At 68.4% G+C, this 24,807-nt stretch carries 35 protein-coding genes and 1 pseudogene; 27 read left to right on the top strand and 9 right to left on the bottom strand.

Annotated features, from left to right (window positions below; genetic code table 11):
* The first annotated feature begins 92 nt into the window (after positions 1-92).
* The 24 genes from E1269_RS21355 to E1269_RS21240 all read left to right on the top strand — a co-directional run bounded on the left by E1269_RS21355 (position 93) and on the right by E1269_RS21240 (position 17,458).
* Positions 93-1,280: a hypothetical protein gene (locus E1269_RS21355; protein ID WP_131898287.1), complete on the top strand. Its 1,188-nt coding sequence runs from the start codon at positions 93-95 to the stop codon at positions 1,278-1,280.
* Positions 1,281-1,289: 9 nt separating this feature from the next.
* A complete protein-coding gene (locus E1269_RS21350) occupies positions 1,290-1,871 on the top strand; it encodes a hypothetical protein (protein WP_131898285.1) in 582 nt (193 codons plus the stop codon).
* On the top strand, positions 1,871-2,293 hold the full coding sequence (locus E1269_RS21345) for a DUF6093 family protein (protein WP_131898283.1): 423 nt from the start codon (positions 1,871-1,873) through the stop codon (positions 2,291-2,293). Before E1269_RS21350 ends, E1269_RS21345 begins: the two co-directional genes overlap by 1 nt.
* The gene (locus E1269_RS21340; RefSeq protein WP_131898281.1) at positions 2,290-2,679 is read left to right on the top strand and encodes a hypothetical protein; all 390 of its coding nucleotides are present in this window, start codon (positions 2,290-2,292) and stop codon (positions 2,677-2,679) included. Before E1269_RS21345 ends, E1269_RS21340 begins: the two co-directional genes overlap by 4 nt.
* Position 2,680: 1 nt before the next feature.
* Positions 2,681-3,127: a hypothetical protein gene (locus E1269_RS21335; RefSeq protein WP_131898279.1), complete on the top strand. Its 447-nt coding sequence runs from the start codon at positions 2,681-2,683 to the stop codon at positions 3,125-3,127.
* A gap of 43 nt (positions 3,128-3,170) precedes the next feature.
* Complete coding sequence (locus E1269_RS21330; RefSeq protein WP_131898277.1) at positions 3,171-3,380, top strand: hypothetical protein; 210 nt, start codon at positions 3,171-3,173, stop codon at positions 3,378-3,380.
* The gene (locus E1269_RS21325) at positions 3,373-3,885 is read left to right on the top strand and encodes a phage tail tube protein (protein ID WP_131898275.1); all 513 of its coding nucleotides are present in this window, start codon (positions 3,373-3,375) and stop codon (positions 3,883-3,885) included. The genes E1269_RS21330 and E1269_RS21325 overlap by 8 nt, the downstream gene beginning before the upstream one ends.
* Before the next feature lie 83 nt (positions 3,886-3,968).
* Positions 3,969-4,220, top strand: coding sequence for a hypothetical protein (locus tag E1269_RS21320; protein ID WP_131898273.1), 252 nt, complete (start codon positions 3,969-3,971; stop codon positions 4,218-4,220).
* Positions 4,217-4,789, top strand: coding sequence for a hypothetical protein (locus tag E1269_RS21315; protein WP_131898271.1), 573 nt, complete (start codon positions 4,217-4,219; stop codon positions 4,787-4,789). The genes E1269_RS21320 and E1269_RS21315 overlap by 4 nt, the downstream gene beginning before the upstream one ends.
* 104 nt (positions 4,790-4,893) lie before the next feature.
* Entirely contained in the window at positions 4,894-5,163 is a 270-nt protein-coding gene (locus E1269_RS21310) for a hypothetical protein (protein WP_131898269.1), read from the top strand.
* 12 nt (positions 5,164-5,175) lie between these two features.
* Positions 5,176-8,460, top strand: coding sequence for a phage tail tape measure protein (locus E1269_RS21305; protein ID WP_131898267.1), 3,285 nt, complete (start codon positions 5,176-5,178; stop codon positions 8,458-8,460).
* Positions 8,460-9,251: a hypothetical protein gene (locus tag E1269_RS21300; RefSeq protein WP_131898265.1), complete on the top strand. Its 792-nt coding sequence runs from the start codon at positions 8,460-8,462 to the stop codon at positions 9,249-9,251. Before E1269_RS21305 ends, E1269_RS21300 begins: the two co-directional genes overlap by 1 nt.
* A gap of 116 nt (positions 9,252-9,367) precedes the next feature.
* On the top strand, positions 9,368-11,512 hold the full coding sequence (locus E1269_RS21295; RefSeq protein WP_131898263.1) for a hypothetical protein: 2,145 nt from the start codon (positions 9,368-9,370) through the stop codon (positions 11,510-11,512).
* Between the two features lies 1 nt (position 11,513).
* Positions 11,514-12,074, top strand: a complete 561-nt coding sequence (locus tag E1269_RS21290; protein WP_131898261.1) for a hypothetical protein — start codon at positions 11,514-11,516, stop codon at positions 12,072-12,074.
* Entirely contained in the window at positions 12,074-12,697 is a 624-nt protein-coding gene (locus tag E1269_RS21285; RefSeq protein ID WP_131898259.1) for a hypothetical protein, read from the top strand. The genes E1269_RS21290 and E1269_RS21285 overlap by 1 nt, the downstream gene beginning before the upstream one ends.
* 15 nt (positions 12,698-12,712) lie before the next feature.
* Positions 12,713-13,657, top strand: a complete 945-nt coding sequence (locus E1269_RS21280; protein WP_131898257.1) for a peptidoglycan recognition protein family protein — start codon at positions 12,713-12,715, stop codon at positions 13,655-13,657.
* Positions 13,654-13,854, top strand: coding sequence for a hypothetical protein (locus tag E1269_RS21275; RefSeq protein WP_131898255.1), 201 nt, complete (start codon positions 13,654-13,656; stop codon positions 13,852-13,854). Before E1269_RS21280 ends, E1269_RS21275 begins: the two co-directional genes overlap by 4 nt.
* Before the next feature lie 14 nt (positions 13,855-13,868).
* Positions 13,869-14,186, top strand: a complete 318-nt coding sequence (locus tag E1269_RS21270; RefSeq protein ID WP_131898253.1) for a hypothetical protein — start codon at positions 13,869-13,871, stop codon at positions 14,184-14,186.
* A 9-nt stretch (positions 14,187-14,195) separates the two neighbouring features.
* Entirely contained in the window at positions 14,196-14,558 is a 363-nt protein-coding gene (locus tag E1269_RS21265; protein WP_131898251.1) for a hypothetical protein, read from the top strand.
* The gene (locus tag E1269_RS32430) at positions 14,456-15,487 is read left to right on the top strand and encodes a hypothetical protein (protein WP_162606552.1); all 1,032 of its coding nucleotides are present in this window, start codon (positions 14,456-14,458) and stop codon (positions 15,485-15,487) included. The genes E1269_RS21265 and E1269_RS32430 overlap by 103 nt, the downstream gene beginning before the upstream one ends.
* Before the next feature lie 13 nt (positions 15,488-15,500).
* Complete coding sequence (locus E1269_RS21255) at positions 15,501-15,734, top strand: hypothetical protein (protein WP_131898247.1); 234 nt, start codon at positions 15,501-15,503, stop codon at positions 15,732-15,734.
* The gene (locus E1269_RS21250) at positions 15,718-16,881 is read left to right on the top strand and encodes a hypothetical protein (RefSeq protein WP_131898245.1); all 1,164 of its coding nucleotides are present in this window, start codon (positions 15,718-15,720) and stop codon (positions 16,879-16,881) included. Before E1269_RS21255 ends, E1269_RS21250 begins: the two co-directional genes overlap by 17 nt.
* 2 nt (positions 16,882-16,883) lie before the next feature.
* Positions 16,884-17,225, top strand: coding sequence for a hypothetical protein (locus tag E1269_RS21245; protein WP_131898243.1), 342 nt, complete (start codon positions 16,884-16,886; stop codon positions 17,223-17,225).
* Positions 17,225-17,458 (top strand): hypothetical protein, encoded by a 234-nt coding sequence (locus E1269_RS21240; RefSeq protein ID WP_131898241.1) that lies wholly within the window; start codon positions 17,225-17,227, stop codon positions 17,456-17,458. The genes E1269_RS21245 and E1269_RS21240 overlap by 1 nt, the downstream gene beginning before the upstream one ends.
* Before the next feature lie 65 nt (positions 17,459-17,523).
* Here E1269_RS21240 and E1269_RS34565 read toward each other — a convergent pair whose 3' ends face one another.
* The 8 genes from E1269_RS34565 to E1269_RS21205 form a co-directional block, all read right to left on the bottom strand.
* A complete protein-coding gene (locus E1269_RS34565; RefSeq protein ID WP_203433949.1) occupies positions 17,524-18,222 on the bottom strand; it encodes an LPXTG cell wall anchor domain-containing protein in 699 nt (232 codons plus the stop codon).
* A gap of 83 nt (positions 18,223-18,305) precedes the next feature.
* Complete coding sequence (locus E1269_RS33880) at positions 18,306-18,428, bottom strand: hypothetical protein (protein ID WP_275264616.1); 123 nt, start codon at positions 18,426-18,428, stop codon at positions 18,306-18,308.
* A 249-nt stretch (positions 18,429-18,677) separates the two neighbouring features.
* Positions 18,678-18,941: a hypothetical protein gene (locus E1269_RS21230; RefSeq protein WP_131898239.1), complete on the bottom strand. Its 264-nt coding sequence runs from the start codon at positions 18,939-18,941 to the stop codon at positions 18,678-18,680.
* A gap of 1 nt (position 18,942) precedes the next feature.
* On the bottom strand, positions 18,943-19,125 hold the full coding sequence (locus tag E1269_RS21225; protein WP_131898237.1) for a hypothetical protein: 183 nt from the start codon (positions 19,123-19,125) through the stop codon (positions 18,943-18,945).
* Between the two features lie 219 nt (positions 19,126-19,344).
* Positions 19,345-19,899, bottom strand: coding sequence for a hypothetical protein (locus tag E1269_RS21220; RefSeq protein ID WP_131898235.1), 555 nt, complete (start codon positions 19,897-19,899; stop codon positions 19,345-19,347).
* Entirely contained in the window at positions 19,899-20,330 is a 432-nt protein-coding gene (locus tag E1269_RS21215; RefSeq protein WP_131898233.1) for a hypothetical protein, read from the bottom strand. The genes E1269_RS21220 and E1269_RS21215 overlap by 1 nt, the downstream gene beginning before the upstream one ends.
* Positions 20,331-21,080: 750 nt before the next feature.
* On the bottom strand, positions 21,081-21,458 hold the full coding sequence (locus E1269_RS21210; RefSeq protein ID WP_131898231.1) for a hypothetical protein: 378 nt from the start codon (positions 21,456-21,458) through the stop codon (positions 21,081-21,083).
* A gap of 22 nt (positions 21,459-21,480) precedes the next feature.
* Positions 21,481-21,786, bottom strand: a complete 306-nt coding sequence (locus tag E1269_RS21205; RefSeq protein WP_131898229.1) for a hypothetical protein — start codon at positions 21,784-21,786, stop codon at positions 21,481-21,483.
* 247 nt (positions 21,787-22,033) lie between these two features.
* On the opposite strand from E1269_RS21205, the gene E1269_RS21200 reads away from it, so the two are divergent.
* Positions 22,034-22,474 carry a VOC family protein gene (locus E1269_RS21200; RefSeq protein WP_131898227.1) on the top strand — a complete coding sequence of 147 codons (441 nt, stop codon included), beginning with the start codon at positions 22,034-22,036 and terminating at the stop codon, positions 22,472-22,474.
* A gap of 87 nt (positions 22,475-22,561) precedes the next feature.
* Here the strand turns inward: E1269_RS21200 and E1269_RS21195 are convergent, their stop codons facing one another.
* The gene (locus tag E1269_RS21195) at positions 22,562-23,416 is read right to left on the bottom strand and encodes an alpha/beta hydrolase (protein WP_203433948.1); all 855 of its coding nucleotides are present in this window, start codon (positions 23,414-23,416) and stop codon (positions 22,562-22,564) included.
* A 205-nt stretch (positions 23,417-23,621) separates the two neighbouring features.
* Between E1269_RS21195 and E1269_RS21190 the strand changes: the two genes are divergently transcribed.
* Positions 23,622-24,107: a nucleotidyltransferase domain-containing protein gene (locus tag E1269_RS21190; protein WP_131898225.1), complete on the top strand. Its 486-nt coding sequence runs from the start codon at positions 23,622-23,624 to the stop codon at positions 24,105-24,107.
* 107 nt (positions 24,108-24,214) lie between these two features.
* Positions 24,215-24,466, top strand: a pseudogene (locus E1269_RS21185) (HepT-like ribonuclease domain-containing protein); the annotation flags it as partial.
* Between the last annotated feature and the right edge of the window lie 341 nt (positions 24,467-24,807).

The raw sequence follows: 24,807 nt of genomic DNA, 5'->3' as shown, positions 1-24,807 counted from the left end.
CCGGCGCGGACCACCCCTTGCCTGTGGCATCTGGCGGTACCACTCAGCAGGCACAGCAAGCGGCGGCTGACGCGCCGCCGGAGGAGTAGGCCATGGGTGGAGCGATCTACTGGCGCGACGAGAACGGCCGCGTCTGGCAGGCGGGTGTTGACCACCCGCTGCCGGTGACCGACCCCGGCGCCGTCCAGGCGGCCGACATGAGCGCCGACCCCCCGCTCACGTGGGACGCCGGCACGACGACCATGGGCATCACGACGGACGCCCCCGGCGGCGTGCCCACCCTCGACGGCAGCGGCAAGATCAGCGTGTCCGAGCTTCCCCCGCTGCAGCACGACGTCGGGCAGGCCGCCACCGAGGCGGCCATGCTCGCGCTCGCCGTGCAAGCCCCAGCGATGTGCATCCGGACGGACTTCACGCCGCCTCACGTGTTCATGCTGTCCGGCGACCCGGCGACCGACATCGGCAACTGGCACGACGTTGGCGCGTTCGCTGCCGCGTCCGCCGACCCGTCCGCGGATGTCGGCCTGACGGCGACCAACGGCACCGCAGCGACGTACATGCGGTCCGACGGCGCACCGGCACTCAACCAGGGCATCACCCCCGTCTGGACCGGCAAGCACGAGTTCCAAGCCGGCGTGCAGTTCAACGACGTGTCCTCCGACGCCACGCCGACGGTGGGCCTGTCCAGCGGCAACCCGCAGCTGGAGCTGTCCAAGTCGGACGCGCCGACGGACAGCAAGCGGTGGAACTTCATAGCGGCCGACACCTCGTTCACGCTGCGGACGCTCGACGATGCGGGCGTCGGCGCGGGGAACGTCATTGAGATTGCCCGCACCAGCAACACGCCAACCGGCGCCACCGTGTATGTGCCCGTGCACATGTCCGAGCAGAAGATCGTCAACGTCGGCAGTCCATCCGATCCCAAGGATGCGGCCACCAAGGCCTACGTCGACTCCGCCGTGGCCGGCGTCGGTGGCGGACATCTCACCGTCGCCACCCAAACCGGCGCAACCGTCACCCTGGCAGCCGACTCGCCCACGGTTCAGCTGATCGACACCACCGGCAATGTCAACGACACAGCAGTCACGCTCCCTGCCGCCCCCCCAGCCGGCAAAGTGTTTACGATCAAGCAGGTCGCCGGCACGCTCGGCGTCACCATCGACGGCGCCGGGGCCAACATCGACGGCACGCCGAACGTCGGTATCGAAAGCCCCCTCGGGCTCCGCACCGTCGTCTTCGACGGCACCAACTGGCAGATCATCGGCACGAGCGGCGCTTAGGGGGTCGTCATGGCCGACATGCTCGCAACCCCCGACGACCTGCGAACTCTCCTCGGTCTCGACGCGACCCAGCTGCCTGACGCGGAGGCGAACCTGCTGCTGGCAATGGCCACCTCCGAGGTGCAAGCGGCAGCCGGGCAGGATCTCGTGCAGGTGGTCGACGACCACCTGGACATCATGGGCACGACTGACTCGTGGCTGGCGCTCCCGCAGCGTCCGGTCACCGACGTCACGCTGGTGCAGATCGACGGCCAGGACGTGACGGACTGGCGGCGGTTCGGTAGCCGGCTGTGGCGTACCTGTGGCTGGGCACCCTGCGCGTACGAGCCGTCGCAGGTCAGCCTCGTCTACACGCACGGCTACCCTCCAGGCGATCCGGCGTTGGAGCTGGCGAAGTCGCTGACGCTGACCCTGGCGGCGGCCATCAACGCCAGCCCGGACGGCGTCACAGCCGGGTTCTCGATCGACGACTACCGCGAGCAGATGGTCCAGACCTCCGGCGACGGGGCGACGAACCTGCTGCCGAAGTTGAGCCAGGCTCTCCTGCGCCGCACGTACGGGGGACGTGCGGGGCTGGTGAGGATCGGCTGATGGGCCGCGCCGAGCGGGTGCTGATGCGCGGCCGACGCCGCGCTGAGGCCCTGATGATCGACTCGTGCCGCATCCGCCGCCCCACCGGCCGGACGACCGGGCCTGACGGCGTGGTGACGACGACGTACGACCTGATCTACCCGCTCCCAGGAGCCCAGCCGCCAGTCGACGGCCGATGCCGCATCCAGACCAACGACCCGTACGAGCAGCGGCCGGAAGCTGGCGAGCACTCGTTCACCGTCGTGCGCGACATCCTCCAGCTGCCGATGGCCGTGGTCGTGGTGCGGGTCGATGACGTCGTGGATCAGGTCGTCTCGGAAATGGACCCGGCCCTCGCCGGCCGGATCTGGCGCGTGGCCGCGCCGTCGCGGAAGACCCACCAGACCATGCGCAGGTTCTACATCGCGGAGGTGGCCGGGTGAACCGCATCACCGTCGACGCCTCCGAGGTGCTGCGCGTCGCCGCCGATGTCGGCAAGATGCCCGGCCGCGCAGTGAAGGAGGGCCGCGCCGTCGTCGAGAAGGGCGCGCTCAACACCAAGAACCAGATGCGCGACGAGGCCAGCGGCCACCCGACGTTCCCGGCGTTTCCGAACTCGATCACGTACGACATCGAGTACGGCGTCGGGAAGATCGAAGCGGAGATCGGTCCCGACAAGGACAAGACGCAGGGCGCGCTCGGGAACCTGCTGTACTTCGGCTCCAGCAACAACGGCCCGGTGCTGGATGTCGAGTCCGGCCTGCGCGCCGAAGCGCCGAAGTTCGAGAAGGCGCTCGGGTTGATGGCCGACAAGCTGCTGGACGGCTGACGTGCTCGCCGGGCATGTCGCCGCAGTTAAGCTGCTTCTGGCCGCGGTCGGCTTCGTCGATATCACCGACGGCGAAGACCTACCGCCGGGCAGTATCGCGCTCTACGACGGACAGGTGCCGAAGGAGCCGACGTTCCCGTATGTCGTGCTTTGGACGACACCGGGTGACCGGACGGCCCCGGCGCTGAGCAACGAGCACACGCAGTTCGAGACCCGGCTGTACACGACCTACGCGGGAGCCTCTGCCGATGCCGTCCGGTTCGTGGCCGACAAGGTCAGCGGCACCCTGCTGGACGTGCGGCCCATTGTGGCCGGTCGCTCGTGCTGGAAACTCGCGACGCTCTACTCCGAGCCCATCCGCCAGGACTCCGACGTGACACTGCCGGGCACGAACCTGCACCCGATGTACGGCGTAGACGTCTGGCGCCTTGCGTCAGTACCTGCCTGATCCTTTCCCGCCCTGGCCCCAACCCCGAACGGGGGAGTTTCGCATGCCCAGATACGTCCGCGTGAAGTCGCCGACGACCAAGCATGAGTTCGACGTGCCGGAGACGGACCCGCGACTCAAGCGCGGGCTGCTGACCCGCATCAAGGACGACCGGTACCCGCCGGTTGATCGCCCGCGACGGGCGAAGCACTTCATCCCTCGCAAGCAGGCCGCCGTCGCGGTCGAGATCCCGAAGGAGCCAACTGATGGCTGACATCCCCGCCACCCCGGCCGACGGCAATGTGTCGGTCATCGTCGTCGACACCATCGCCGACCCGACCGCACCGACCGTCACGGAGTTGACGGACCCGACGGTCGTGGACATCTCCTGCTACCTGACCAGCGACGGTTACACGCCGAGCCTGGACGAGCAGGTCATCGCCGACGAGCGCCTGTGCTCGACGCAGATCTTCGAGCAGCCGGGCCGGTTCACCCGCTCGCTGGACACGATCTACATCGACAACACCAACGCGCCGAACGAGGCCACAGACAACGCGGCCAAGGACACCCTCGTCCCGGGCTCGACGCACTTCCTGGTGACCCGCCGCGGCATCAAGTTCGACACCGCGTACGCGGCTGACCAGAAGGTGGTCGTCACGCCGATCAAGTGCGGCCAGTACAACGAGCTGACCCCCGAGGCGAACTCGGTCCTCAAGACGGCGCAGAAGCAGTTCATCACCGGCCCCACTGTCGAGGGCACCGTCGTCGCGGCGCCGTAGCCCACTCACGCCCCGCGCAGCCCTCTTACCCGGTCGGGCTGCGCGGGGTCATCACCACGACCGGGGAGACCGGGAGCACAACCATGAGCAAGGTCATTGAAGGCGTGCCCGAAAGCATCAGCCGCGAGGACTACCTGCGCCTCATCGCGTCGGCGGGCTTCGACGTCAACGAGCTGCGCAGCCTCAAGTTCGGCTACGACGGCATTTACGCCGAGGTCATCGACCGCGACAACGCGGGGCAGCCTCGGTACGAGGGCGAGGCGGTTGCGGGCGAGTCCGGCACCGTCATCAACACGGTCTACATCCCCGTGCAGGACGAGGAGCCGGGCCGATGAGCAAGCTCACCATCAAGCGTCCGACGGCGACCGTTCCGCTATGCCTCGACATGTCGATGCGCGCCGAGTGGGAACGGCTCGACGAGCAGCTGCGCAAGGAGCGGGGCAAGACCACCGGCGACCGGATGGTTGGCAACGCGACCGCGAGCCGGCTTGCGGAGGAGATCCGCCAGCTCGAGGAGCTGATGGAGCAGCAGACGGTTCACTTCCTGCTCAGCGCGTTGCCGCGTAACCGGTACAAGAAGATCGTCGCGCAGCATCCGCCGCGCAAGGACGACGCCGAAGACGCCGCCGTCGGAGTCAACCGTGAGACGTTCTTCGACGCACTCATGTTGGCGACTCTGGACGATGACGGCAAGGAGCCGGGGACCATCGTGCAGGTCACCGACCACGCCGGCGAGGTCGTCGAGTTCGACCCGGCGCAGGACTGGGAGTCGCTGGCCGACGAGATGACCGACCAGCAGTTCGAGAGCATCGCCAACATGGCCTTCCTGCTCAACCGCGGGAAGGTGAGCGTCCCTTTCTCGCGCGCCGCGTCGCGGACGACGCAGACCTCCGACGAGACCTAGAGGCGGCGGAACGACTCGGCGTCTCCTACAAGCGGTTCTCTGGCTGGGAGCCGGAGGAAATCACCGAGTACGAGTACGCCGGCGACGGCCGGCTGCTCAGGTCTGTGACGACCCGCGAGGTCGAGTGGGACGACGCGGAGCAGGACTGGATGCGCGCGCTGTCGCAGTACCGGGCCACGTTGTGCCCGCTGTGCGGCCGCCCGATCGAGGTCTGCACGGACCCAGCCAACGAGATGCGCTGGCGCTCCGGGCTGCCGACCCGCTGCCACGCCACCACGGCCGTGCTCCAGGCGCAAGAGGGCCTAGGCAAGAAGAAGAAGCAGTCGAGGCACACCGGCGCGCTGCTCTGGAGCGCCGAACTGAATACGAGCTGACGGGGGTGCCCTGTGGCGAATCGCTCCGTCGTCATCAACCTCGGCATGAACATCGGCGGCGTCATCGCCGGGGCACGTACCGCCAGCAAAGCCCTCGCCGACATGGGCGGCAAGGGCCTGGACTGGGTCGGCAAGCGCGAGCAGTCAATCAACACCCTCACCACCGGTATCGGCGCGGTCGGCCTCGCGGCTGTCGCTGGTGCCGGCCTCGCGGTCCGGGCGTTCGCAAACTTCGACGAGGCGATGTCGCACGTCGCCGCCACCGGTGACGACGCCCGGGGCAGCCTGGACCAGCTGCGGCAGGCTGCGCTTGACGCCGGCGCGGAGACAGCTTTCTCCGCTACCGAGGCGGCCGGTGCGATCGAAGAGTTGGCCAAGGCCGGTGTCTCGGCGGAGGACATCCTGGCCGGCGGTCTCGACGGCGCGCTGGACCTGGCCGCCGCCGGCGGCATCGAGGTCGCACAGGCGGCGGAGATCGCTGCATCGGCCATGACCCAGTTCGGCCTCGCTGGGGACGACGTTGTCCACGTCGCCGACCTCCTCGCGGCCGGCGCCGGCAAGGCGCAGGGCGGCGTGCACGAGCTCGGGATGGCGCTCAATCAGGCCGGCCTCGTCGCCGACCAGACCGGGCTGTCGATCGAGGAGACCACGGGCGGTCTCGCAGCGTTCGCCTCGGCCGGCCTGCTCGGTTCGGACGCCGGCACGTCGTTCAAGACGATGCTGCAGCGGCTCACGCCGACCTCGGTCGAGGCTGCTGACGAGATGGAGCGGCTGGGCATCTCGGCGTATGACGGGCAGGGCCAATTCATCGGCCTCGCCGAGTTCGCCGGCAACCTGCAGGCCGCCCTGCGGGACCTGACGCCCGAGCAGCGCAACGCCGCCATGGCGACCATCTTCGGCAGCGACGCCGTCCGCGCGGCGTCGATCCTGTACGAGCAGGGCGAGCCCGGCATCCGGAACTGGATCGCCGCCGTCGACGACCAGGGCTACGCCGCCGAGACCGCGGCCACCCGCATGGACAACCTCAAGGGCGACCTCGAGGAATTCGGGGGCGCCCTGGAGACCGCGCTCATCGGCGCGGGCTCCGGCGCTGACGGTCCGCTACGTGACCTCGTGCAGGGCGCCACGGACGCGGTGAACGCCTTCAATGACCTGCCTCCTGGTGTGCAGTCGGCGACGCTCGCCATCGTCGGCGGTGGCGGCCTGGTCGCTCTCGGCGTGGCCGGGCTCGGCAAGCTGGCCGTCGGCGTCGCCAACACCCGCGAGGCGATCAACGACCTCGGCCTCACGTCCGGGCGAGCGGGCCGGACGCTCCGGTTCGCCGGCGCGGTGGGCGCCATCGGCGCCGTCGGCTTCGCGGTGTGGGAGCTCAACAAGGCGCTCAACCAGACCGAGATCTCCTCGCAGGCTGCGTACGAGGGCGTGCTGGCGCTGAGCCGTGGCGAGAGCAGCGCCGCACTCAACGAGCTGATCGACTCGCAGGTGCGGCTGCGGGAGGCCGCCGAGCCGATCGCTGACACCAGCCTGTGGGGCCGCATCAAGAACGGTGTCAGCAACCTCGCCGGCGGTGACCAGATCGCGAACCTCTACGAGCTGGGCGGCGCCAGCGAGGAGTTCTCCTCAGGTCTGCAACTGATCGACGCCGAGCTGGCGAAACTCGCCTCCGGTGGCGACATCGAGGGCGCTACGGCGGCGTTCGATGAGCTGGCTGACCGGCTGGGGTACCAGGGCGACGAGGTCGACCGGCTGCGGGAGAAGCTGCCTGCCTACCAGGAGGCGCTGCGCGGCACCGCTGAGGACCAGGCGCTAGCCGCACATGAGGCGACGGCGGCCGGCGGCGCCGTGGCCGGGATGGGTGAGGAGTTCGCCGGCGGCACGGCCGAGATCGACGCGCAGACCGAGGCGCTGTCGGCGTGGCTCGACCAAATCAAGATCGCTACCGACCCGGTGTTCGCGCTCAACGACGCCGTCGTCGGCGTCACCGACGCGCAGACCGCCTACAACGAGGCGGTCGCAGAGTTCGGGCCCACCAGCGCCGAGGCGCAGCAGGCCGGGCTGGATCTTGCAGGCGCCGTCGCAAATCTTGAGTCAGCAGCGCTGAGTGGCGACCTGTCCTTCGACGCCTTCGCCAGCAAACTCGACCAGTGGGTCGCGCAGGGAGCGATCACCGCCGACCAGGCCGACACCATCCGGGACCGCGTCGCCGCACTGACTGGTGTCGCCGAGGACTACGAGGACACCTACACGGCGCAGATCGACGAGGACGGCGCGGCCACCGCGCAGGCGAACGCAAACCGCGCACTCGGCGTCGTGGATGCGTTCGGGCGCCGGAACGTGATCGCGCACCTCCGCGCCCAGGCGAACACCAGTAGGGCCGAGGGCGAGCTGAACAGCCTGACCCGTGCCCGCACGGTGAACATCTACCCGAAGGTGGTTGGGGGGCCGCTGCCGAAGGCGCGCGGCGGCCCGGTCCAGATGGGACAGCTGTACACCGTCGGCGAAGAGGGCCCGGAGCTGTTCGTCCCCGAGGGCGACGGAGAGATCATCCCGGCCGGCCGCACGCGGTCCATTCTCTCATCGCTCAACCAGCGGTCCGGGTTGGAGTCGATGGGCGCCCTGACGGCGCTGGGTGTGGCGGAGTACCGACTGGGTGATGGCCTGTGGCGTGCCATCGATTCAGCGACCGACATGGTCGAGGAGGGTGGCGTCGAAGTCGAGGACTCCCTGATCGAGCTCGACTCGGCGATCACCCGAGCAGCACAGGCGTACGACCGGGTCGCTCGCAGTGTCGTCCCGGCGCCCATTGGCATCAAGCCACCGGACCGGCCGAGTGGCAAGGAGCCGCTGAGCCTCACGCCGCTGCAGACGGCCGCGAAGGAGCTCTTGGATCGCATCAGGTCTGGCGGGAAGTTCTACGAGGACTTCTCCTTCGAGGGGATGTCGGACCTGCTGCGGAAGTACAACGACCAGCTCGCGGCAATGTACACCGGCCCGAACGCCGGCAGCGCGATCGAGGCATGGCTGATCCAGTTTCTCGGCGGCAAGAAGGCTAAGGGCGGCGGCTCGCTTTGGATGGGTGAAGGCCGCGCACCCGAGATGCCGAAGTGGTTCACCACACTCCCGCTGCACAGCCAGTCCGATGCTCGCTCCGTTGTTGACGCTGATGCCATCGCGGCAGCCGTGGCTGCCGCGATGCCGACGCTTGACGGGGCGACGCTGCAGCTGCAGATCGGATCAGAGTCGGTACTCGCCCGGGTCGTCGACAAGGGCGCGCGAGTCAACGCGAGGAGGGCCTGATGTCCTCCACGTGGATCGGCCGTCTCGGCGCGCTGCAGGAGATTCGCTGTCCGGCGCCGGTTGAGGCGCCGGTGGAGCGGCCCTCGACGCCACGGCTGAATCTGGCCGGCATGCGTTCGATCCAGCGCGCACCCAGGTCGGCCCGACGGTGGACGCTGTCGCTCGCGTGGGCGACACCGGCAGAGGTGGCCGCGCTGGTGGAGTTGGAGTCCGGTTCGCTGGCGAACCCGTCCGTGCCGACCTACTGGTACGACCCGTACGCCGCGGCAACGAACATGCTTCGGCCCAGCGTGGCCGCGCCCGGCCTGTGGGGTGACGAGCCGTACGAGGCTGTCGGTGGGGGGACGCTGACGTACTCGGTGCTGGGGGGTGCCCTGCCGTTGATCGACGTTCCGCTTGGCGAGGCGGTCGCCCCGGTGGTGCCGGTGCTGGAGGGGCGCACGTACACGGCGTCGACCTTCGCGTCGGCGTCGTCGCACGTAGGTCTGCGCTGGGTGGACGCCGACGGCGTCACGCTGTCGACGACTGCGGGCAGCACGGGCACTGGGCGCCTGTCGGCGACCGGTGCCGCACCTGCTGGCGCCGGGGGCGTGCGCGTGGTCCTCGACCCGGATGTGGCGGGGAACTTCAACCGGGTGCAGCTCACCGAGACGGCCACGGTCATTGACTGGCTGCCCGGGGAAGGAATCCCGCGGGTGTCGGTGAGTGGCATGCAGCGCACGCATCAGGCGGTGTGGGACGACGGAACCGTCCGATCGGATTACACCGCAGAGTTGCTCGAGGTCGGCTGATGCAGCCGACGCCGGCGAACTGGCCGACCGACCTGACCGTCTCTGAGCCTGTCGCTGTTGTTGATGTCGGCGACGTTGCCGGCGCGCGGACGGACGTTGAGCCTGACTCGTGGAGTGTGCGCCGGGAGATCGCGACCTACCTGCCGGCTCAGGTGCGGGGCATCTCCGGGCAGTCGGTGGCGGACGCTCAGGCGGAGATCCCGGCCGCCGACATTGAGACGCAGGTCGCCCGGAACCCGTTCTCCAAGACAGCTTCGCGAGTGGTCGAGTCGGGCTGCTCCATCCGGGCCGGCTTCATCGGCACCGATGGCCGCCCGTCCCTGGTGCCGGTGTTCACGGGCCGGGTCATGGACGCTGGCGGCTCGGCGCTGACCGACGTCATGTCGGTGGACTGCGACGACGACGCCGCCCTACTGCGGCGAGATGTCATCGTCGCGCCGCTGGCGTCGCAGATGCGTTACGTCCCCGACTCTGGCGCTTCGGTGCTGCTGTTCCCGGGGGTGTCTGGGAGCTACGTGATGGACTCTGTGTTGCGGCAGTTGGGGTACTACACGATGCCGGCGGCCGAGCCCTCCACCGCGGTCTCATGCCCGCTCCAGGGAACGGTGTGGCCCGAACAGCTCCCGGCCGGGACGTCGGTGTCCGCGACCGCCTTCTACGGGGAGCTCATCCAGGCGCGCAACGGGGTCACCGAGGACAATCCGACCTTCGTCAGCCAGGCATGGGACACCGGTGAGCGGTTCCTCGCTCTGACCGGAGACTTTGTCTTCCGGGTGCGCCCGGCGCGACTGGTAGAGACCGACTGGGTCCGCATCCATGGATGGGCAAACGGCGAATCGGGGCAGACGGAGATCCTTCTGCAATCGGCCGGACTCGCCTGGACCAGGGTTCGGATCAGGCCCGGTGAGATCGAGGTCGCCATCAACACGTTGGGAACTCCGACCCACACATTCACTGGCTGGCCCGGTGGTCGATTCTCAATCGATGTCGAGCACGACGGCGCCACCAACAACGTAATCCTGTTCTATGAGGGCGGCTCTCAGTCGACGAGTCTCGTAGGAGCTCACAGCAACGGCGTTTCTTACGTTCAGGTGACCAGCGAAGAGGGGATGGCACTGGCCGGCGTGGCGGTCCGGTCCAACCCATCCGGCGCGCATGCCATGATCGGCTTCGTCCCGTCAGCCAGTCTCGACCCGACCATCGGACGGATCGACGCCACGCCCGGGCTGTTCCGCGACAACGGGTGGGACGCCCTTCGAGAGGTCGCCGAGGCCGAGTTGGGCGCCGTCTGGCTGGACGAGCAGGGGACTCCAACCTTTCGGAACCGCCAGTCGCTGCGCGGCATCGGCGAGCCGGTCCACGAGATCACGTCGCGAACGTCGCTGATGGACGTGTCGTGGCGCGAGGCCGTCGAGCAGGTCCGCTCCAGCGTCCAGGTACCCGTACTGCCGGTCACGTCATACCTGTCCGACGACTACGCACACACCGTGTGGAGCGCCCAGGAGACCGGCACGGTGATCTCCGTGGGGGCCAACGCCACCAAGCGCCTGTCGGTGAATCTGAACGGCATCGCCATCGGGATCGACACGACGGCGACGGCCGGCACCGGCTCTACCGGCACGCGGTTCCGCGCCAACACGGCCGCTGACGGCTCAGGTTCGGACGTGTCGACGTCGGTGCAGGTTGAGGTCGACCCCAGCGGGCCGCGGGTCGCGCGAGTCATTGTCACCAACAACCACTCCGGCCGTGTGTGGCTCGTCGCTGGCAACGGTAGCGACGCGCCAGACCTGTTCATCCGGGCGCGGCAGCGGATCATCCAGGCCAGCCAGGCGTCGGAGTACGCCGAGGTCGACAACGAGGGTGTGCGTGCAGAAGAGCTGACCCTGGACGAGTCGCCCTACGTCCAGGACAACTCATCAGCTCTCGACCTGGCGAGTTTCCTCGCCGCCGAGCTGTCCGCGCCGCGGGCGATCCTGCAGAGAGTCCCGGTCCTGTGGGAACCGCGGCGCCAACTCGGCGACATCGTTGAGATCTCCGACCCTGACGTCACCGGGCTCGAGCCGCTGCGGGGTGTCGTTGTCGCCATCGAGCACGGCGGCACCGCGGGCAACATCGACCAGTACATCGACGTCCGACCCCTACTGCCGACCATCGCCGAGTTCAACCAGGCGTGGGACGGCCAGACCATCGCCGACCTTAATGCGCTCTGGGACGGCCAGACCATCGCCGATTTCAACGCCGACCCCCTGAGAGTGAGCTGACGTGGCCGTCAACGACCAAGGCATCTGGACGCCCGACGACACCGAGCTCTTCGGGCCGCCCGGCTCCGGGCTCGACACGTGGCTAAAGCGGATGGGTGACTCGATCACGCGGCCCGAGGGAACCATCACCCAGCCGTGGCGCGTGCACTACAAGACAACGTCTCAGACCATCCCAGACAACACGTTCACGGACATCTCGGGTGCCGGGTGGACAGGTGGGACGGGCGACCCTGGTAGCACGGTCTCCGGGATCACGCACTCCAGCGCCGGCTACACCGTGAGCCAGGACGGCTGGTATCGAGTCGAGCTGGATGTCGCCTTCCTCAACAACTCCATAGGCGGCCGGCAAGCGCAGATCCGCATCAACGGGAATATTGAGCGGACGATCACCGTGGCCGCCGTCAGCGGGTCTGCGACCACTGCGTTGTGCGACACCGAACTCTCGTTGTCTGCCGGCGACGTGGTGTCGTTCTGGACACGGCAGACGTCCGGCGGAGATCTCGGCATGCCCGAAGGCAGCGACGCCGGGCGCAAGTTCATCCGCCGAGTTGCGCTGCTCTGATGGCCAACGAAATCGGGCCGTTCAAGGACGCCACCCATCCCGACATCGAATGGGACATCCGGGCCTGCGTCGTCCGCTTCGAGCCCGGCGTGGTCAACCCTGACGGGTCGTTCCAGTCCGGTGGCCCGTACATCCACGCCAATGAGACCCACGTCGCCGTCGGCGCGCTGGGCGTGCACATTGACTCGTCCGGCCGGCTCGAGGTCATCAACGACGGGGGCGCCCCCATCGGCTCCATCACCTGCACACCCGACGAGTCCCTGGTAGCGCGGGGCATCGACCTCGGGCCGTCCGGCGGCGCACCCGGCACCCGGTTCATCGCCCGCCAGGACGGTGTCGGCCGGCTCTACCTGAACCTGCAGGCCGACTGGGACGCCATCGCCGGGGAGACCTGCAACGTGTGGCTGGCGTGGCTGACGCCACGGGTGCGCAGCACCGGCCGCCCGTCGCCTACCGACCGCATTGCCGAGCTGGAGGAGAAAGTCGCCGACCTCCAGCGCCGCACGCCGGGCAGCGTGGCCCGGTTCAACCAGCACCTGGACGGACAGTCGATCGCCCAACTCAACACCAGCCACGACGGGCAGAACATCGCCCAGTTCAACGAGGCGTACGCCCAAATCTGACCGGGGAGGTCCCGCATGGCCTGGTATCCCGACGCCATCCGCAAGGAGATTCCACCCGGCGGCAACGACCCCCGCATCATCCCCGTGGGCATGGTGTTTCACGTCCGCGCCGGCCTGGGCGACTCGCTGTTCCCGTACTTCAACGGCCCGTCCGGCGGCATCGAGTCGCACCTGTACGTCCGCTTCGACGGCACCGTCGAGCAGTACCGCGACAGCACCCGCGAGGCCGACGCCAACTACAAAGGCAACTCGTGGGTGTCTGGCGGAAAGCGGTACGGGCTGCTGTCCGTCGAGACCGAGGGCCTCGAGTACGGCGAGTGGACGCCGGAGATGATCGTCTCGCTCAAGCGGCTGTACCGGTGGGGCATGGACGTGCACGACTTCCCGGCCCGCGTCTGCCCCGCCTGGAACGCCAGTGGTCTCGGCTATCACGTGCTGTTCGGCGCACCCGGGCCGTGGACCCCGGTCGCCAAGTCCTGCCCCGGCCCCGACCGGGTCGAGCAGTTCAACGAGATCTTCCGGCCGTGGCTCGCGGCCGGCGCACCCCTCGGAGAGGACGACGACATGCCCACTGCGAAGGAGATCGCCGACGCGGTCTGGAGCCACCCGGACTCGATCGAGCAGCCCCACCGTGCGACATGGGAGTCGCCGCTCAACCGGAAGGATGGTCAGCCGTCGTACCTGACGGAGCTGCAGCGGGCCACGCGGCTGTCCGCGACCGTTGGCGGCGAGACCATCGAGGACGGCCGGCGGCTCACGCTCGGCATCGCGATCCAGCGCATGTACAACTGGATCAAGGCGATGTCCGGGGGCGACCAGCTGGACGAGCAGCGTATCGCCGAACTCACCGCCGACATCACCGCCGACCTGATCCTCGCTCGCCTTCCTGAGTGCGGCGACGTCGATAAGGCGACGGTGAAGCAGGCGGTGAAGGAAGCCCTTCGCGAGGGTGTGGCGTGAACGGGGAGGACATCCCCACGTCGGACCACGACCGACTGGTCGAGATCCACACGATGCTGCGGGAGCACCTGGCGCCGAAGGTGCTCGACCACGAGTCCCGCATCCGCCGCCTGGAGCGGGCCATATGGATCGCGGCCGGCGTGGCGGCGGCGGTAGGCAGCGCCGTCGGCAACGCGTTCGCCGGCGGAATCCCCTGAGATCGGAGATCATCATGACCATCGTCCTGCCCAAGTGGCTGTACATCGCCCTGTTCGTCGCCGTCATCCTGGCCTCGTACTTCGTCGGCGTGGTGCCGGCCGAGGGCGGCTTCGACGACCTGACGACTGTCCAGTGGCTCGGCGCGGTCATCGCGCTCGGCGTCGGCCTCGGCGTCAGCGCAGCCACCCGTCCCGCAGACCCGAGTGTCCTGGCGCGCGTGGACGGTGCCGGCAACTTCCGCGCCGGCGAGGCGGCGGCCGCCCCCACTGGTGCCGTCGTCGCCAATGAGGTCACCGTCGAGCGCCTCGTCGAGCCGAAGACGTACGAGTAGGAGAAGGCCATGGCCGCAACCGAAGCCACCCTCAACATCGCCGCGGACGCTGTCGGCGCCGCGGTGGCGCAGCTGTCGCTGCACTCCGCTGACCCGGGCGCGACGGGCGCGAACGAGTTGCCGCTGACGGGCGCGTACACCCGCGAGGTGCCGGACTACTCCGGCGCCGCGGCTGGCGGCGTGGACGACCTGGCCGCGCCGGTCACGTTCGGTGGCCCGGCCGTGGCGACCAACGCCGGGTTCCTCGGGTTCTGGGCGGCCGGCAGCGTGTGGCTGGGCGGCGTCGCGTTGACCGCGGCGAAGCCTGGCTTCATCGACCCGGACACGCTCGAGGTGACGTCGGCGCCGGTGCAGGCGGCAGTCCCTTCCTGATCGGCCCCGGCGAGACGTTCCAGTCCGCCGGGGCACCGTTCCTGGTCATCGTCGAGCCGGGGCCTGCGGTCGAGTCTGGCGGCGACGAATCGCCGGAGCCGTGGCCGACGCTCGACCAAGTCGGCCCTGCTGATGATCCCGCGGAGTACCCGCAGGTCGGCTCGATCACCACGGACCATGACGGCCAAGTCATCGAGAACGTACGGTGCAGCGGACTCATCCGAATTCAGCACAGCGGAGTGATCGTCCGGGATATCCGCATGGACTTTGGCCCGACGACCGAGGGCGCGTACTGGATCAGGACCGAGTTCGGAGGCAACGTCGGCGACATCCTCATCGAGCGGGTCGAGATCGACGCGCCACCGCTGGTGAACGGGATTCGCACTATCGCGATGAACTTCCCCGGCGTGAACTCCGGCGCCATCACGATCAAGGACTGCTACGTGCATGGCGTCGGCTCGGGGCCTCGGTTCTACAACAACAACCACATCCAGGACTCCATCGTCGAGGCCACGTTCTACGCCGGCTCGGATTCACACCGGTCCGGCATCGGCAACAACGGCGGCGCACACTGTTCGGTGAAGCGGTGCCGTATCGAATGCCGCGGCACCCAGTCGTCGGCCGCTATCAGCCTCTACGGCGACAACGCGCTCGCTGACGACCACCTGTTCGAGGACAACCTGTTCGTCACGTCCGATGGGTACATCGCCTACGGGGGATCGGTCTCCTCGAAGGACTTCCCGCAGGGCCAGAACGTGCGCTACCTGCGCAACCACTTCATGTTCCGGCAGCCCTACAGCGGGCCGCTCTACGGCGCCATCACGGCGTTTACGAACGGCACTAACGGGTGTGTGAAGTCGGGCAACGTCTGGGAGACCGGGGCCCAGATGAACGACGGCACCACCGTAAATGCCGGCGATCCGGTATAGGGGGTTGGACTCGATGAGCGCATTCGAGAAGGCCGTCGAAAAGTACGGGCAGACTCTGTCGACAGACGAAGCCATCGACCTTGCCGGTTCGTACGGACGCGAGTTGGATGACCTGATCGAAGAAGGCCTCCCGGTTGACCCGCAACCCCTGTGGGACGACCAGGGCAACGGCAGCATCAACCACGTCATCCTGACGCGGGATCTCTTCGAGGCGCTGGACGAGGCGAGCCGTGGCAGCGTTCACTGAGTCGTTCAATAAGGCCGACGGCGTCGGGCTCGGCCCGGACCTAACGTGGACCGACCCCGACACCCAGTGGCAGACCGCGTCGAACCGCGGCGTCATCGCCGGTACCACCGCGGCGGAGATCACCGCTCGCGCCGAGGCGGACACTGGCTCCGCCGACATGTACGTCCAGCTGGTCATCCCCGACTTCGGCGGCGCGTCCTACGCCGACATCGGCCTGTGCGTCCGCATGAGCGCCGACCGGCAGACGTTCTACTGCTTCAAGCGAATCACCCAAGCAGGCACTGTCGATGCTACGTGGGAGATCCGCAAGTACGTCGGTGGCGAGCTGACGTATCTTGCCGACCCGGGCGTGTCAGTACCGTTCGTGTTCCCCGAGACGTCTCGCATAGAGGTCGAGGGCGACGAGATCCGCGTCTACATCAACGACGTTCTGATCGACTCGGTCACCGACTCCGACATCACGGCTGGCTCGTTCGGCGGCCTGAACGGATTCCGCAACAGCGTCAGCTCTGATCGCCGCGTGATCTTCGACGACTTCGAGGTTGGCGACCTCGGTGGCGGCGGAGACCAGACCACTGGCGACCCGCTCCCCGTAGACGTCGACTTCGGTGCACCCACCGCGCGGGCCGCGCGCTCGACGACAGCCGAGCCGCTGACCGTCGCCGTCGAGTTCGCGCCACCCGGCGCCGCTGCGGCCTACGCCGCCCAGGCCGCCCCGCTCGGGGTCGACGTCGACTACGGACCGCCCGCGGTCAGCGGTGGCAGCCAGACAGAAGCGGACCCGCTCGCCGTGGTCGTCGCATTCGGTGCGCCGGCTGCGGCTGCGGCGTACAGAACCACCGCCGAGCCCCTGGCGGTCGACCTCGAGTTCGGGCCACCGGTCGTAGTCGACGAGGACACCGGCGGCGTCCACGTCGGCGCCGTCACCGGACCGGAACGAGATGCCGAGCCGACACCCGACGGTCCCGCGCTCGCCCGCGACGTCACCGGAGCAGCCCTGCGCCGAGCGGTGACCGGAGCGAACGCGCGCACCGAGGACATCGCCGGGCCCGAACGGGTCACGGACCCGACGCCCGACGGGCCAGCGGTGCGCCGCAAGGTCGATGGGCCCGAGCTCGCACGCACGGTTACTGGAGGGGAGTTCTGACCATGGCCACTCTGCAGGTGGAGTCCACCGAGTACCTGTTCCTCGGCGTGACCGGTGATGCGCCCAGCGTGGGCGCCGAGGTCGCGTTCATGCCTGCCGGCGACAGGCCGCTGGCCGAGGACTGGGACACGGCACTCGTCATTCCCGACGACACCGACCCGCTCTGGCCCGATGCCGTCGCGTCCGGCGTGACCGGCGACTATTTCGTGGCCCGGCTCGTCGGGCCGTTCAATGCCAACCCGGTCACCCTCACGGGCGGCGACTATCAGGTGTGGCTGCGGCTCACCGACACCGACGAGCAGCCCGTGCGCATCGCGCCGCAGGCGCTGGAGGTGTCCGGGTGATGGCCACCAAGGTCGTCGTGCCGTACGAGCACCGCTCCGAAGACCTGCAGACCATCTACCTGGCCATCGCGTCCGGGTCGCGGCCGACGCCGGACAGCTGGAAGCCAGCGCTGCGCGACACCATCGCCGGCAAGCGCGTCGTGTGGGCCCGGTTCCCCGCAGCCGGCCGCCGCGTCTCCGTGTGGCTGCGGGACCGCGACGGAGAGCGGGCAGTTACCAGCACCACCGTGTAGCACGACCCTCGGACAGAACGAAACGGCCCGGCCTCCCTTGTGGAGGCCGGGCCGTTTTTGCGTGCCTACAGTGCGGCGCGTCGGTATAGCGCGTAGCCGCCGGCGAGCAGTGCCACGCCGGCCAGCGCGAGCGCCGTCGTGCCAGCGCCGGTGTCGGGCAGCTCGTCGTCGCCCTCATTGCCGCCGGCATTGCCGTCGTCGTCGCCCGGCTCATCCGTCGGCTCGGTCGTGGGCTCCGTGGTCGGCTCCTGCGTGGGGTCGGCCGTCGGTTCCGTGGTCGGTTCCGTGGTCGGCTCTTCGGTCGGTTCCGTGGTCGGCTCTTCGGTCGGTTCGTCCGTGGGCTCATCCGTCGGCTCGTCAGTCGGCGGCTCTGTGGTCGGCTCCTCTGTGGGTTCAGGCTCCGGCTCGCCACACTGGACGGCGAACGACACCTTGTCGGTGCTCTTGCCGTGCACGGACTCCGTCCAGTAGGTCACCTCGTGCGCGCCCGAATCTGCGCCGCCGAAGAACTCCGGCGTCAGCTCGATCAGCGCGGGCAGCGGCGAGCCGTACTCTTCCCCACCATCGACGGTGAAGAACAGTTGCCAGTCCGCCGCGGTCTCGTGCTCCAGCCACGCCATCAGCGTGACCGCGCACTCCTGCGCGTCGTGCGGGTCGTGGTTGTAGCCCGGCGTCGGGGTGTCACCACCAGTCGCCAGCGCCGGCGCGGAGCCGCCCAGCAGCAGCGCGAACGCTGCCACCAGCACGGCGAATGTCTTTTTCATGTGCCCCTCCGAAATGTACGGTATGTACGGGCCGCAGCGTAGCGGCTCACGGTTGATCTGTCTTGCACCCCACGCCACGACTCTCAGTAGCGGCCGACCAGCCAGAGCGCGAGCGGCAGGGCGACGAACGCGACGAGCAGCCACACCGCGATCCTGATGCGGCGGACGATGCGCTCGAATCCAGGAGGATCGGTAGGGTCGGGCATGGGTCCACACCTGCTCTCATCAGGTAGTGGGTCAAGGGGTCGTCCGGAGTTCCCGCTCCGGGCGGCCCCGCTTACGTGTCTAGGCCTTCAATGGCCTGCTCCCAGGTGTAGACCCGCGACCAGCCGCGGTGATCTGGCATCCAGAGCGACCCGTCGGGACGCTCCCACAGGTCGCCTGGCTCGAACTGCGAGCGGTCTGGCTCGCTCTCGCCTCTGTGCTTGATGCGGTCGCGGTAGTCGCCCACCTCGTCACTCTCCCTCGCTCGCGAATGTCGCCACCCAGCCCGGGTGCTCCCGCCGCTCGAACTGGTGGCCGCAGGGGAGCAGCGTCCATCGGTCATGGTCTGTGACCCGCTCCATCATCCGGTCCGGGTAGGGCCCGGACACCTCGGTCACAGGCGTCACGATCTCGACGCCACGCGGAGTCGCCACCGCATACGCTGCGGTCATCGTGAACCGCTCGACCTCGGCACCGCACAGCGGGCACGGGAGCAGGCGGGAAGGGGTAGGCATGTCAGCCATCCTCTCGCGAGCGGGCCCGCGCCACCATGTTCCGCAGCGGCTCCAGCGTCGACAGGTCCAGCCCGACGCGCATCCACGCTACGATCTTCCGCTCGTATGCGGTCTGCGGCGCCAGCAGCGACCACAGCTCAGCGTGGACCGCGTCCACGCGTTCGACGTAGTCAGGCGGTGCCATGATCACTCCTCCTTCGGGTCGGTCACCACGCCGGGGTCGGCGGTGGAGGGAAGGTCGTCAGAGTCCCAGTCGGGGTCATCATCCTCGACGACATCGGGCGGTAGCGGCTCGGTCATCGCATGTCCTCCAGACGGACCGGCTCGTCGCCGGCAACGATGACCGCCACCACGAGCAGCACGAGGATGATCAGGGCGACCGCCCAGCTGAGCTGCCGGTCGCTCACAGTTCCCCCATCCACATGTCCCACCCCACCCACAGGTTCACGTTCTTGCCATACATCTCCAGCGAGTACGCCGGGATCTTCACGCCGTCGCGATAGCAACGGATGCGGGTCGTTGTGCCGCCGCCAGACGGTCCGCACTGGATGTCCCGAGCCGCGAGCGACTCGTCCTCCTCGACCGTCACCGACACGACCGCGCCGGGTCCGCCAGTGTTGTTGAGGATCAGGTCGCCGCGGCTGGAGCCCGACGACCAGTCCACCGACAGGGACGTCACGCCGACGCAGGCGTGAGTCTCGTTCGCATGGATGCGCGGAACGACCGAGGCGCCCGACCTCGAGAGCGTGTCGAAGCGGATGACGCAGCCACGGCTCGCGATCGGGTTATCTACGTCGGCCTCGCGCAGGTAGCCGCCGCCGGCCGTGGCCGTCGCCACGCCACCGACGAACGCCACGGCAAGAGCCAGCAGCGGGATCAGGAAGCGTAGTCCGCGGGGCCGGCGAGCGCTGCGGCGCGCGTGGCGCGGCCGGCTGCGAGGTGCACGGTGGGCGGCCATCACTCGGCGCTCCTGCACTCAGCTGCCCGAGTGTCGTACTCGGCACGCGCGTCGCGCACCACCGGCGTCTGCTCATCCAGCCAGGCAGTCAACTCGTCGAGGCCACTGATGTCGAAGGAGGCTGCAGCCTCGAAGCCCTCACCCATCCGCCCGATCGCGGTCTGCGCGTGAGAGATCACGGCCTCGGCGGCATCGAGCGCGTTCAGGCAGGCGTCCGGCGTGACGGCCACTTCCTCGGTGACCGTCTCGGTCACCGTCTCAGTGACGACCTGCGGCTCCGGCATCGCGGTCGTCCCGGTCTCGCCGGACGCAGAGCCGATGCCGACGCCAGCGAACAGCGCCAGGACGATGGCAGCGATCCACGGCCAGCGGCGGCGCTTCGTGGCCGGCGGCTGCGGGACGGGCGGAATGGTGGGTGTCTGGTTGGACATCGGAGGCTCCCTGGCTCTGCCTGGCCGTTACCTTGGTAACGACCGATTGGAAAAGTGCTGGCAGAACGCGGATACCTCCGCGTTACCTCCGGGCCTCCCCCTGTGCCATACTGGCTGGTGAGAAGCCGTTTGGCCTCAGACAGTGTGGGGGTTCAAGTCCCCCCTCGGACACTCACCACAACCCCACGCTCCGGGGTGGAGTGTGGTCTCGGCTCGGAATCGGCAACGACGGCATCGGCGTCGTCAGTCGTGCTCGGCTGGTTGTCCTGCGCCTCATAGAGCTAGGTCGATCGTCGTCTCGAAACGCGTTCGCGTGCAGGCCAGACGGAGGTGTCCCGCGAAGGGTCGCGATCACCTCATCCGCGTAACCGGCGGCGGTGTCCAGCTCACCGTCGGCCACTTCGAGTCTCGCGAGGTTAATCAAGGACTGTATACCTCGGTGCCTCGCCCAGACTCACGCCTCACCTGCAAAGCCGCCTCGAAGCTCCGTCGAGCACCCGACAGATCGTTGACCTTCTGCGTGCGAGCCCGATGTCGTCGAGTATCCGGCAGCGGACCGTCCGGGCGTAACCGTCGTCTGCGAGCAGCAGGGTGAGCGCGTGTTCAAGCCGTCCGATGGCGTCGTTGTGGCGACCCTGGGCGCTAAGCACCCTGGCTTGAGCGGAGAAGGCGTCCGCGGCGAGCGTTGAGTAGAGACTGCCCCCTTCGACGAAGTACCTAATCGCCTTTGCGTGGAGACGTACGCGCCGTTCAGGTCGCCGTCCCGGCGGAGGAGCCTCGCGTATGCCAAGAGCTCGATCGGGCCGCCCAGAGCCGCAGCCTCCTCCAGCGCCGCGCGCCCAGCGTCGGGCTGCCCGAGGTCGACGAGCTTCTCGCCCCGTAGTCGTTGGTTCGCGGCCCGCAGCACATCTTCCCGGAAGACGACAGCAGATCAACGTGTCTGGGGATCTTGGTGCCTGCAAGCGTCTCCCACGACTCGAGGCGTACGGCCAGCTTCTGCTTCAGATCTCCCACGTCAACGATTGACTCAAACATCACCGAATGTCGCTCCACGATCTGCTGGCGCAGTTCGACGATCCGTTCGTTCGGGTTCGGATCCTCGATGAACGCGACCCGAATGTCCCGCATCGGCTGCTCAGCTTGCCCCAGCTCAAGCAGGCCCGTGAAGAGCCTCGGTGCCGGAGGTGTATCCCCATGGGCTGCCCGGCTCGCTGCCCCAGGCACTCTTGAACAGCACGATCATGAAGTGACTTTCGGCGATCAACTCATTGATCGCCTCCTGCGCCCGTCGCGCGGTGCCACGCACGCGATCCCACTCGATCACTTCGTAGGTCACGTTGCTGACGCCATCGCGGCGGACCCCGTGCTCGCTAGCACATGCGCGCGCTGCAGCGCGTTCATCCTCAAGGCCGCCCGGGGAGGCTAGGAAGATCCGGAGCGGCAGGGCGTCAACCATGAGCCGGACGATAGCCGAGATCGCCGCGCCGTTGAGGCTCGCCGCCTCCGCATCGCGTGGCGTCGGGGCTACCGCTTACAGTGCGGCCCTTCGCAATGTGTCTTACCGCCGCGAGAGCAATATGCCGTCCCAGACGACTTCTCAAGATCGGGGTGATCACAAGGTTGCGGCTGGAACATGTCGAGATCCCGGACCCGGCTCCGTCCCAGCATCGAAGCGACCAGATCACCAGCGGAGGATGGATCACATGGCACACGTACAACGTTTCGACCACATCGGCATCACCGTCGCGGACTTGGACTCGGTGACGGCGTTCTTCGTCGGGCTGGGTTTCGAGGTCGAGGGCACCGGATCGGTGGAGGGCGAGTTCGTGGAGACCGTCTGCGGCATCCCTGGCGCGCACTGTGAGATCGCGATGCTGCGGCTGCCCGCCGGTGGAACCCGGCTGGAGCTCTCGAGCTTCGTCACGCCCGACCACGTGCCTGGATCGCCCGCGGCGATGGCCAACGAGCTGGGTCTGCGCAACGTGTCCTTCGAGGTCGGCGACCTCGAGGCGGCCGTCGATGCGGTGGCTGCGGACGGGTACGGGCTGGTGGGTGGTGTCGGCGAGTACGAGGGCAGTGTCCGTATGGCCTACGTCCGCGGGCCCGAGGGGATCATCGTGTCCCTGTTCGAGCAGATCGGCTGACGCGCGTCACTCCGCCGCGGGCACACTTCCTGGCCTCGGTCGCCGAGCGGCCGGGGATGGTGGAGCCGCGCCGACTGCTAGCGAAGCTCAGCCGACCTTGTCGGCCAAACGTGCCACCGCCGCCGCCACTCGAGGCCCGAACATCACGGCGTCGTTGTGGTCCGCTCCCGCGATCACCACCCGCTCGGATAGCGCTGGCGCCTCGTCAGCCACCCGTGCGCTGAGGTCTGGGGGCACGACCGAGTCCCGGTCGCCGTACACCACGGTTACCGGCACCTCGCTGCCTGCGAGGTGCTCCACCACGCGGAACCGGTCGCGCAGCAACAGCCGCACCGGCAGCCATGGGTAGTGTCGGGACCCGACATCCGCGAGCTCGGGGAACGGCGACCGCAGCACCACCCCGGCGGGCGGCCGCAGCGCCTGCAGCGCCGCCACGACGCCGCTGCCCAGCGACTCCCCGAAGTAGATCGTGCGCTCGGCCGGGTAGCCCAGGTCCTCCAGCGCCTCCACGGCGGCCGTCGCGTCGCGCGCCAGGCCCTCCTCGCTCGGGCTGCCCGGGTTGCCGCCGTACCCGCGATAATCCATCAGAAGTACGGCGAGCCCGCGCCGCCGCAGCTCCTCCGCCAGACCGGCCCGGCCAACTCGGTTCCCGCCGTTGCCCGGCACGACCAGAACCGCCATCCGATAGTCAGTCGCCGCCGGCCCGGACGCTGCGGACGCGGGCGCCGCCGGTGCGAACCACGCACCCAGCTCGAGCCCATCGTCGGTGTACAGCGTGACATCGCGCGCTCCTTCGATCACCTCACCGGCCGTCGGCACGGACGACGCGTCAGGGAAGTAGATCAGCTCCCGCTGCAGCCACCACAACATCCCGACCACCACTCCGCCGATCAGCAGAACGACCACGAGCACCCACAGCATCCGACCGCGGTGCAGCGCCATTGTGGCCATCCCTCATGGTGGCCACCGCGACCTACCCCGGCGCAAGCTCAGCCCGTCATGACCGGCTCGGTACGAGATGCGAGATCGTAGGCGCGAGACCGTCCCCATCTTCCGCGATCCGCGCGTGCGCCCGGAGTGCGTCATATCGCCGCGAAGCGGCAGCTGCTGAACGAGGGTGCGTGACGAAGCCTGATAAGCCTGCCTTATGGCACTGCTGGCCGAGTATCGCGACGCCAGGCGCGAAGAGGAGCTCGCGCGGCTTCGGCGCGTGCTCGCCCTGCGCGCGATGGTGGCGACCGGGATGAGCCAGCGACAGATCGCCGGTGCACTCCGCATCACGCAGCCGGCCGTCAGCCAGCAACTCACGTTCGCGCCCGAGCTCGACGACGTGCACCCCGAGGTGCTGCTGGATGCTGCTGCGCCGATCCTCAAGGCGATAGCAACCGAACACGGCTACTCACGACTCGCGGTGTTCGGCTCCGTCGCGCGCCACGAAGCGCGCACAGACTCCGACATCGACCTACTGGTCGAGGCACCTGGGGGCACGTCGTCGTTCGGGTTCGTCCGCTTCAAGCAGCTCCTCGAGCAGGTTCTCGGCCGCGAGATCGACCTCGTGTCTTACCTCGTGTCTTACGGCAGCTTGAAGCCGAAACTCGATGACGACATTCGCCGCGAGGCGGTCCTCCTCTGATGGACCGCAAGGCAGCCAAGGAGCTTCTCCACATCGAGGGCTGGCTCGAACGCGTCGACGAGATCATCCACCGCGGGTAGGACGCCTACTTCGCCGATGACCTCCTTCAGGAGGCCGGTGACTCGCTGATGATGAAACTTGGCGAGGCCGCCAACCGGCTGTCCCGACTCGGCGTGTTGGCGCCCGACGGCGTGGAGTGGGCGCTGGCGGTAGTGAACCGCAACTTCATCATCCATCAGTACGACGAGATCAATTGCGAGCTGACCTGGCTCACGCTCTCGCGAGATCTCCCTTCCTGGCGATCGTCGCTGGCACAGTTGTTCTCGGAAGCCGCATCGACGATCGACGGTCCCGACTGAGCAGGGCCGAGGCCCAGTGGGCGGACACGCGCTCGAGTCGTGGTTTGGGCTCAGGGCGCGAAGGGGCCCCGCGACCTGCGTCGTTCCGGCTCCGAAGGACGCAAGGTGCGCCAAGACTTCCACCCAGATCAGGTGCCCGATGTACTCCCTGCCGCTCCGAACGAAACATCAGCGCATCTCGTCGGAAGCTCGATGGAGGCGGAGGCTGGCGGCGGCGGTCTATCAGCCGATCCTTCAGCTGCTCGTCGGCGACGAGGTTAAGGGTTCCGCCGAGGCGGAGACCTAGCGGTCGATAACGTCTCGGGTTGAGACGTCGCCCTTCTCGATCTGCGACACCCTGG

This window comes from Jiangella asiatica (assembly GCF_004349065.1).
In the GTDB taxonomy this organism is placed as follows: Bacteria; Actinomycetota; Actinomycetes; order Jiangellales; family Jiangellaceae; genus Jiangella; species Jiangella asiatica.
This window is presented reverse-complemented; position numbering and strand designations above follow the sequence as displayed.

Coding starts and splice junctions, on each gene's coding strand:
- E1269_RS21355 (WP_131898287.1), top strand. CDS start 93: ATGGGTGGAGCGATCTACTGGCGCGACGAGAACGGCCGCGTCTGGCAG.
- E1269_RS21245 (WP_131898243.1), top strand. CDS start 16,884: ATGGCCACTCTGCAGGTGGAGTCCACCGAGTACCTGTTCCTCGGCGTG.
- E1269_RS21255 (WP_131898247.1), top strand. CDS start 15,501: ATGAGCGCATTCGAGAAGGCCGTCGAAAAGTACGGGCAGACTCTGTCG.
- E1269_RS33880 (WP_275264616.1), bottom strand. CDS start 18,428: ATGCCCGACCCTACCGATCCTCCTGGATTCGAGCGCATCGTCCGCCGC.
- E1269_RS21285 (WP_131898259.1), top strand. CDS start 12,074: ATGGCCAACGAAATCGGGCCGTTCAAGGACGCCACCCATCCCGACATC.
- E1269_RS21330 (WP_131898277.1), top strand. CDS start 3,171: ATGCCCAGATACGTCCGCGTGAAGTCGCCGACGACCAAGCATGAGTTC.
- E1269_RS21320 (WP_131898273.1), top strand. CDS start 3,969: ATGAGCAAGGTCATTGAAGGCGTGCCCGAAAGCATCAGCCGCGAGGAC.
- E1269_RS21220 (WP_131898235.1), bottom strand. CDS start 19,899: ATGGCCGCCCACCGTGCACCTCGCAGCCGGCCGCGCCACGCGCGCCGC.
- E1269_RS21280 (WP_131898257.1), top strand. CDS start 12,713: ATGGCCTGGTATCCCGACGCCATCCGCAAGGAGATTCCACCCGGCGGC.
- E1269_RS21300 (WP_131898265.1), top strand. CDS start 8,460: ATGTCCTCCACGTGGATCGGCCGTCTCGGCGCGCTGCAGGAGATTCGC.
- E1269_RS21270 (WP_131898253.1), top strand. CDS start 13,869: ATGACCATCGTCCTGCCCAAGTGGCTGTACATCGCCCTGTTCGTCGCC.
- E1269_RS34565 (WP_203433949.1), bottom strand. CDS start 18,222: ATGAAAAAGACATTCGCCGTGCTGGTGGCAGCGTTCGCGCTGCTGCTG.
- E1269_RS21215 (WP_131898233.1), bottom strand. CDS start 20,330: ATGTCCAACCAGACACCCACCATTCCGCCCGTCCCGCAGCCGCCGGCC.
- E1269_RS21225 (WP_131898237.1), bottom strand. CDS start 19,125: ATGGCACCGCCTGACTACGTCGAACGCGTGGACGCGGTCCACGCTGAG.
- E1269_RS21200 (WP_131898227.1), top strand. CDS start 22,034: ATGGCACACGTACAACGTTTCGACCACATCGGCATCACCGTCGCGGAC.
- E1269_RS21190 (WP_131898225.1), top strand. CDS start 23,622: ATGGCACTGCTGGCCGAGTATCGCGACGCCAGGCGCGAAGAGGAGCTC.
- E1269_RS21240 (WP_131898241.1), top strand. CDS start 17,225: ATGGCCACCAAGGTCGTCGTGCCGTACGAGCACCGCTCCGAAGACCTG.
- E1269_RS21265 (WP_131898251.1), top strand. CDS start 14,196: ATGGCCGCAACCGAAGCCACCCTCAACATCGCCGCGGACGCTGTCGGC.
- E1269_RS21315 (WP_131898271.1), top strand. CDS start 4,217: ATGAGCAAGCTCACCATCAAGCGTCCGACGGCGACCGTTCCGCTATGC.
- E1269_RS21195 (WP_203433948.1), bottom strand. CDS start 23,416: ATGGCGCTGCACCGCGGTCGGATGCTGTGGGTGCTCGTGGTCGTTCTG.
- E1269_RS21345 (WP_131898283.1), top strand. CDS start 1,871: ATGGGCCGCGCCGAGCGGGTGCTGATGCGCGGCCGACGCCGCGCTGAG.
- E1269_RS21210 (WP_131898231.1), bottom strand. CDS start 21,458: ATGCGGGACATTCGGGTCGCGTTCATCGAGGATCCGAACCCGAACGAA.
- E1269_RS21230 (WP_131898239.1), bottom strand. CDS start 18,941: ATGCCTACCCCTTCCCGCCTGCTCCCGTGCCCGCTGTGCGGTGCCGAG.
- E1269_RS21205 (WP_131898229.1), bottom strand. CDS start 21,786: ATGGTTGACGCCCTGCCGCTCCGGATCTTCCTAGCCTCCCCGGGCGGC.
- E1269_RS21325 (WP_131898275.1), top strand. CDS start 3,373: ATGGCTGACATCCCCGCCACCCCGGCCGACGGCAATGTGTCGGTCATC.
- E1269_RS21350 (WP_131898285.1), top strand. CDS start 1,290: ATGGCCGACATGCTCGCAACCCCCGACGACCTGCGAACTCTCCTCGGT.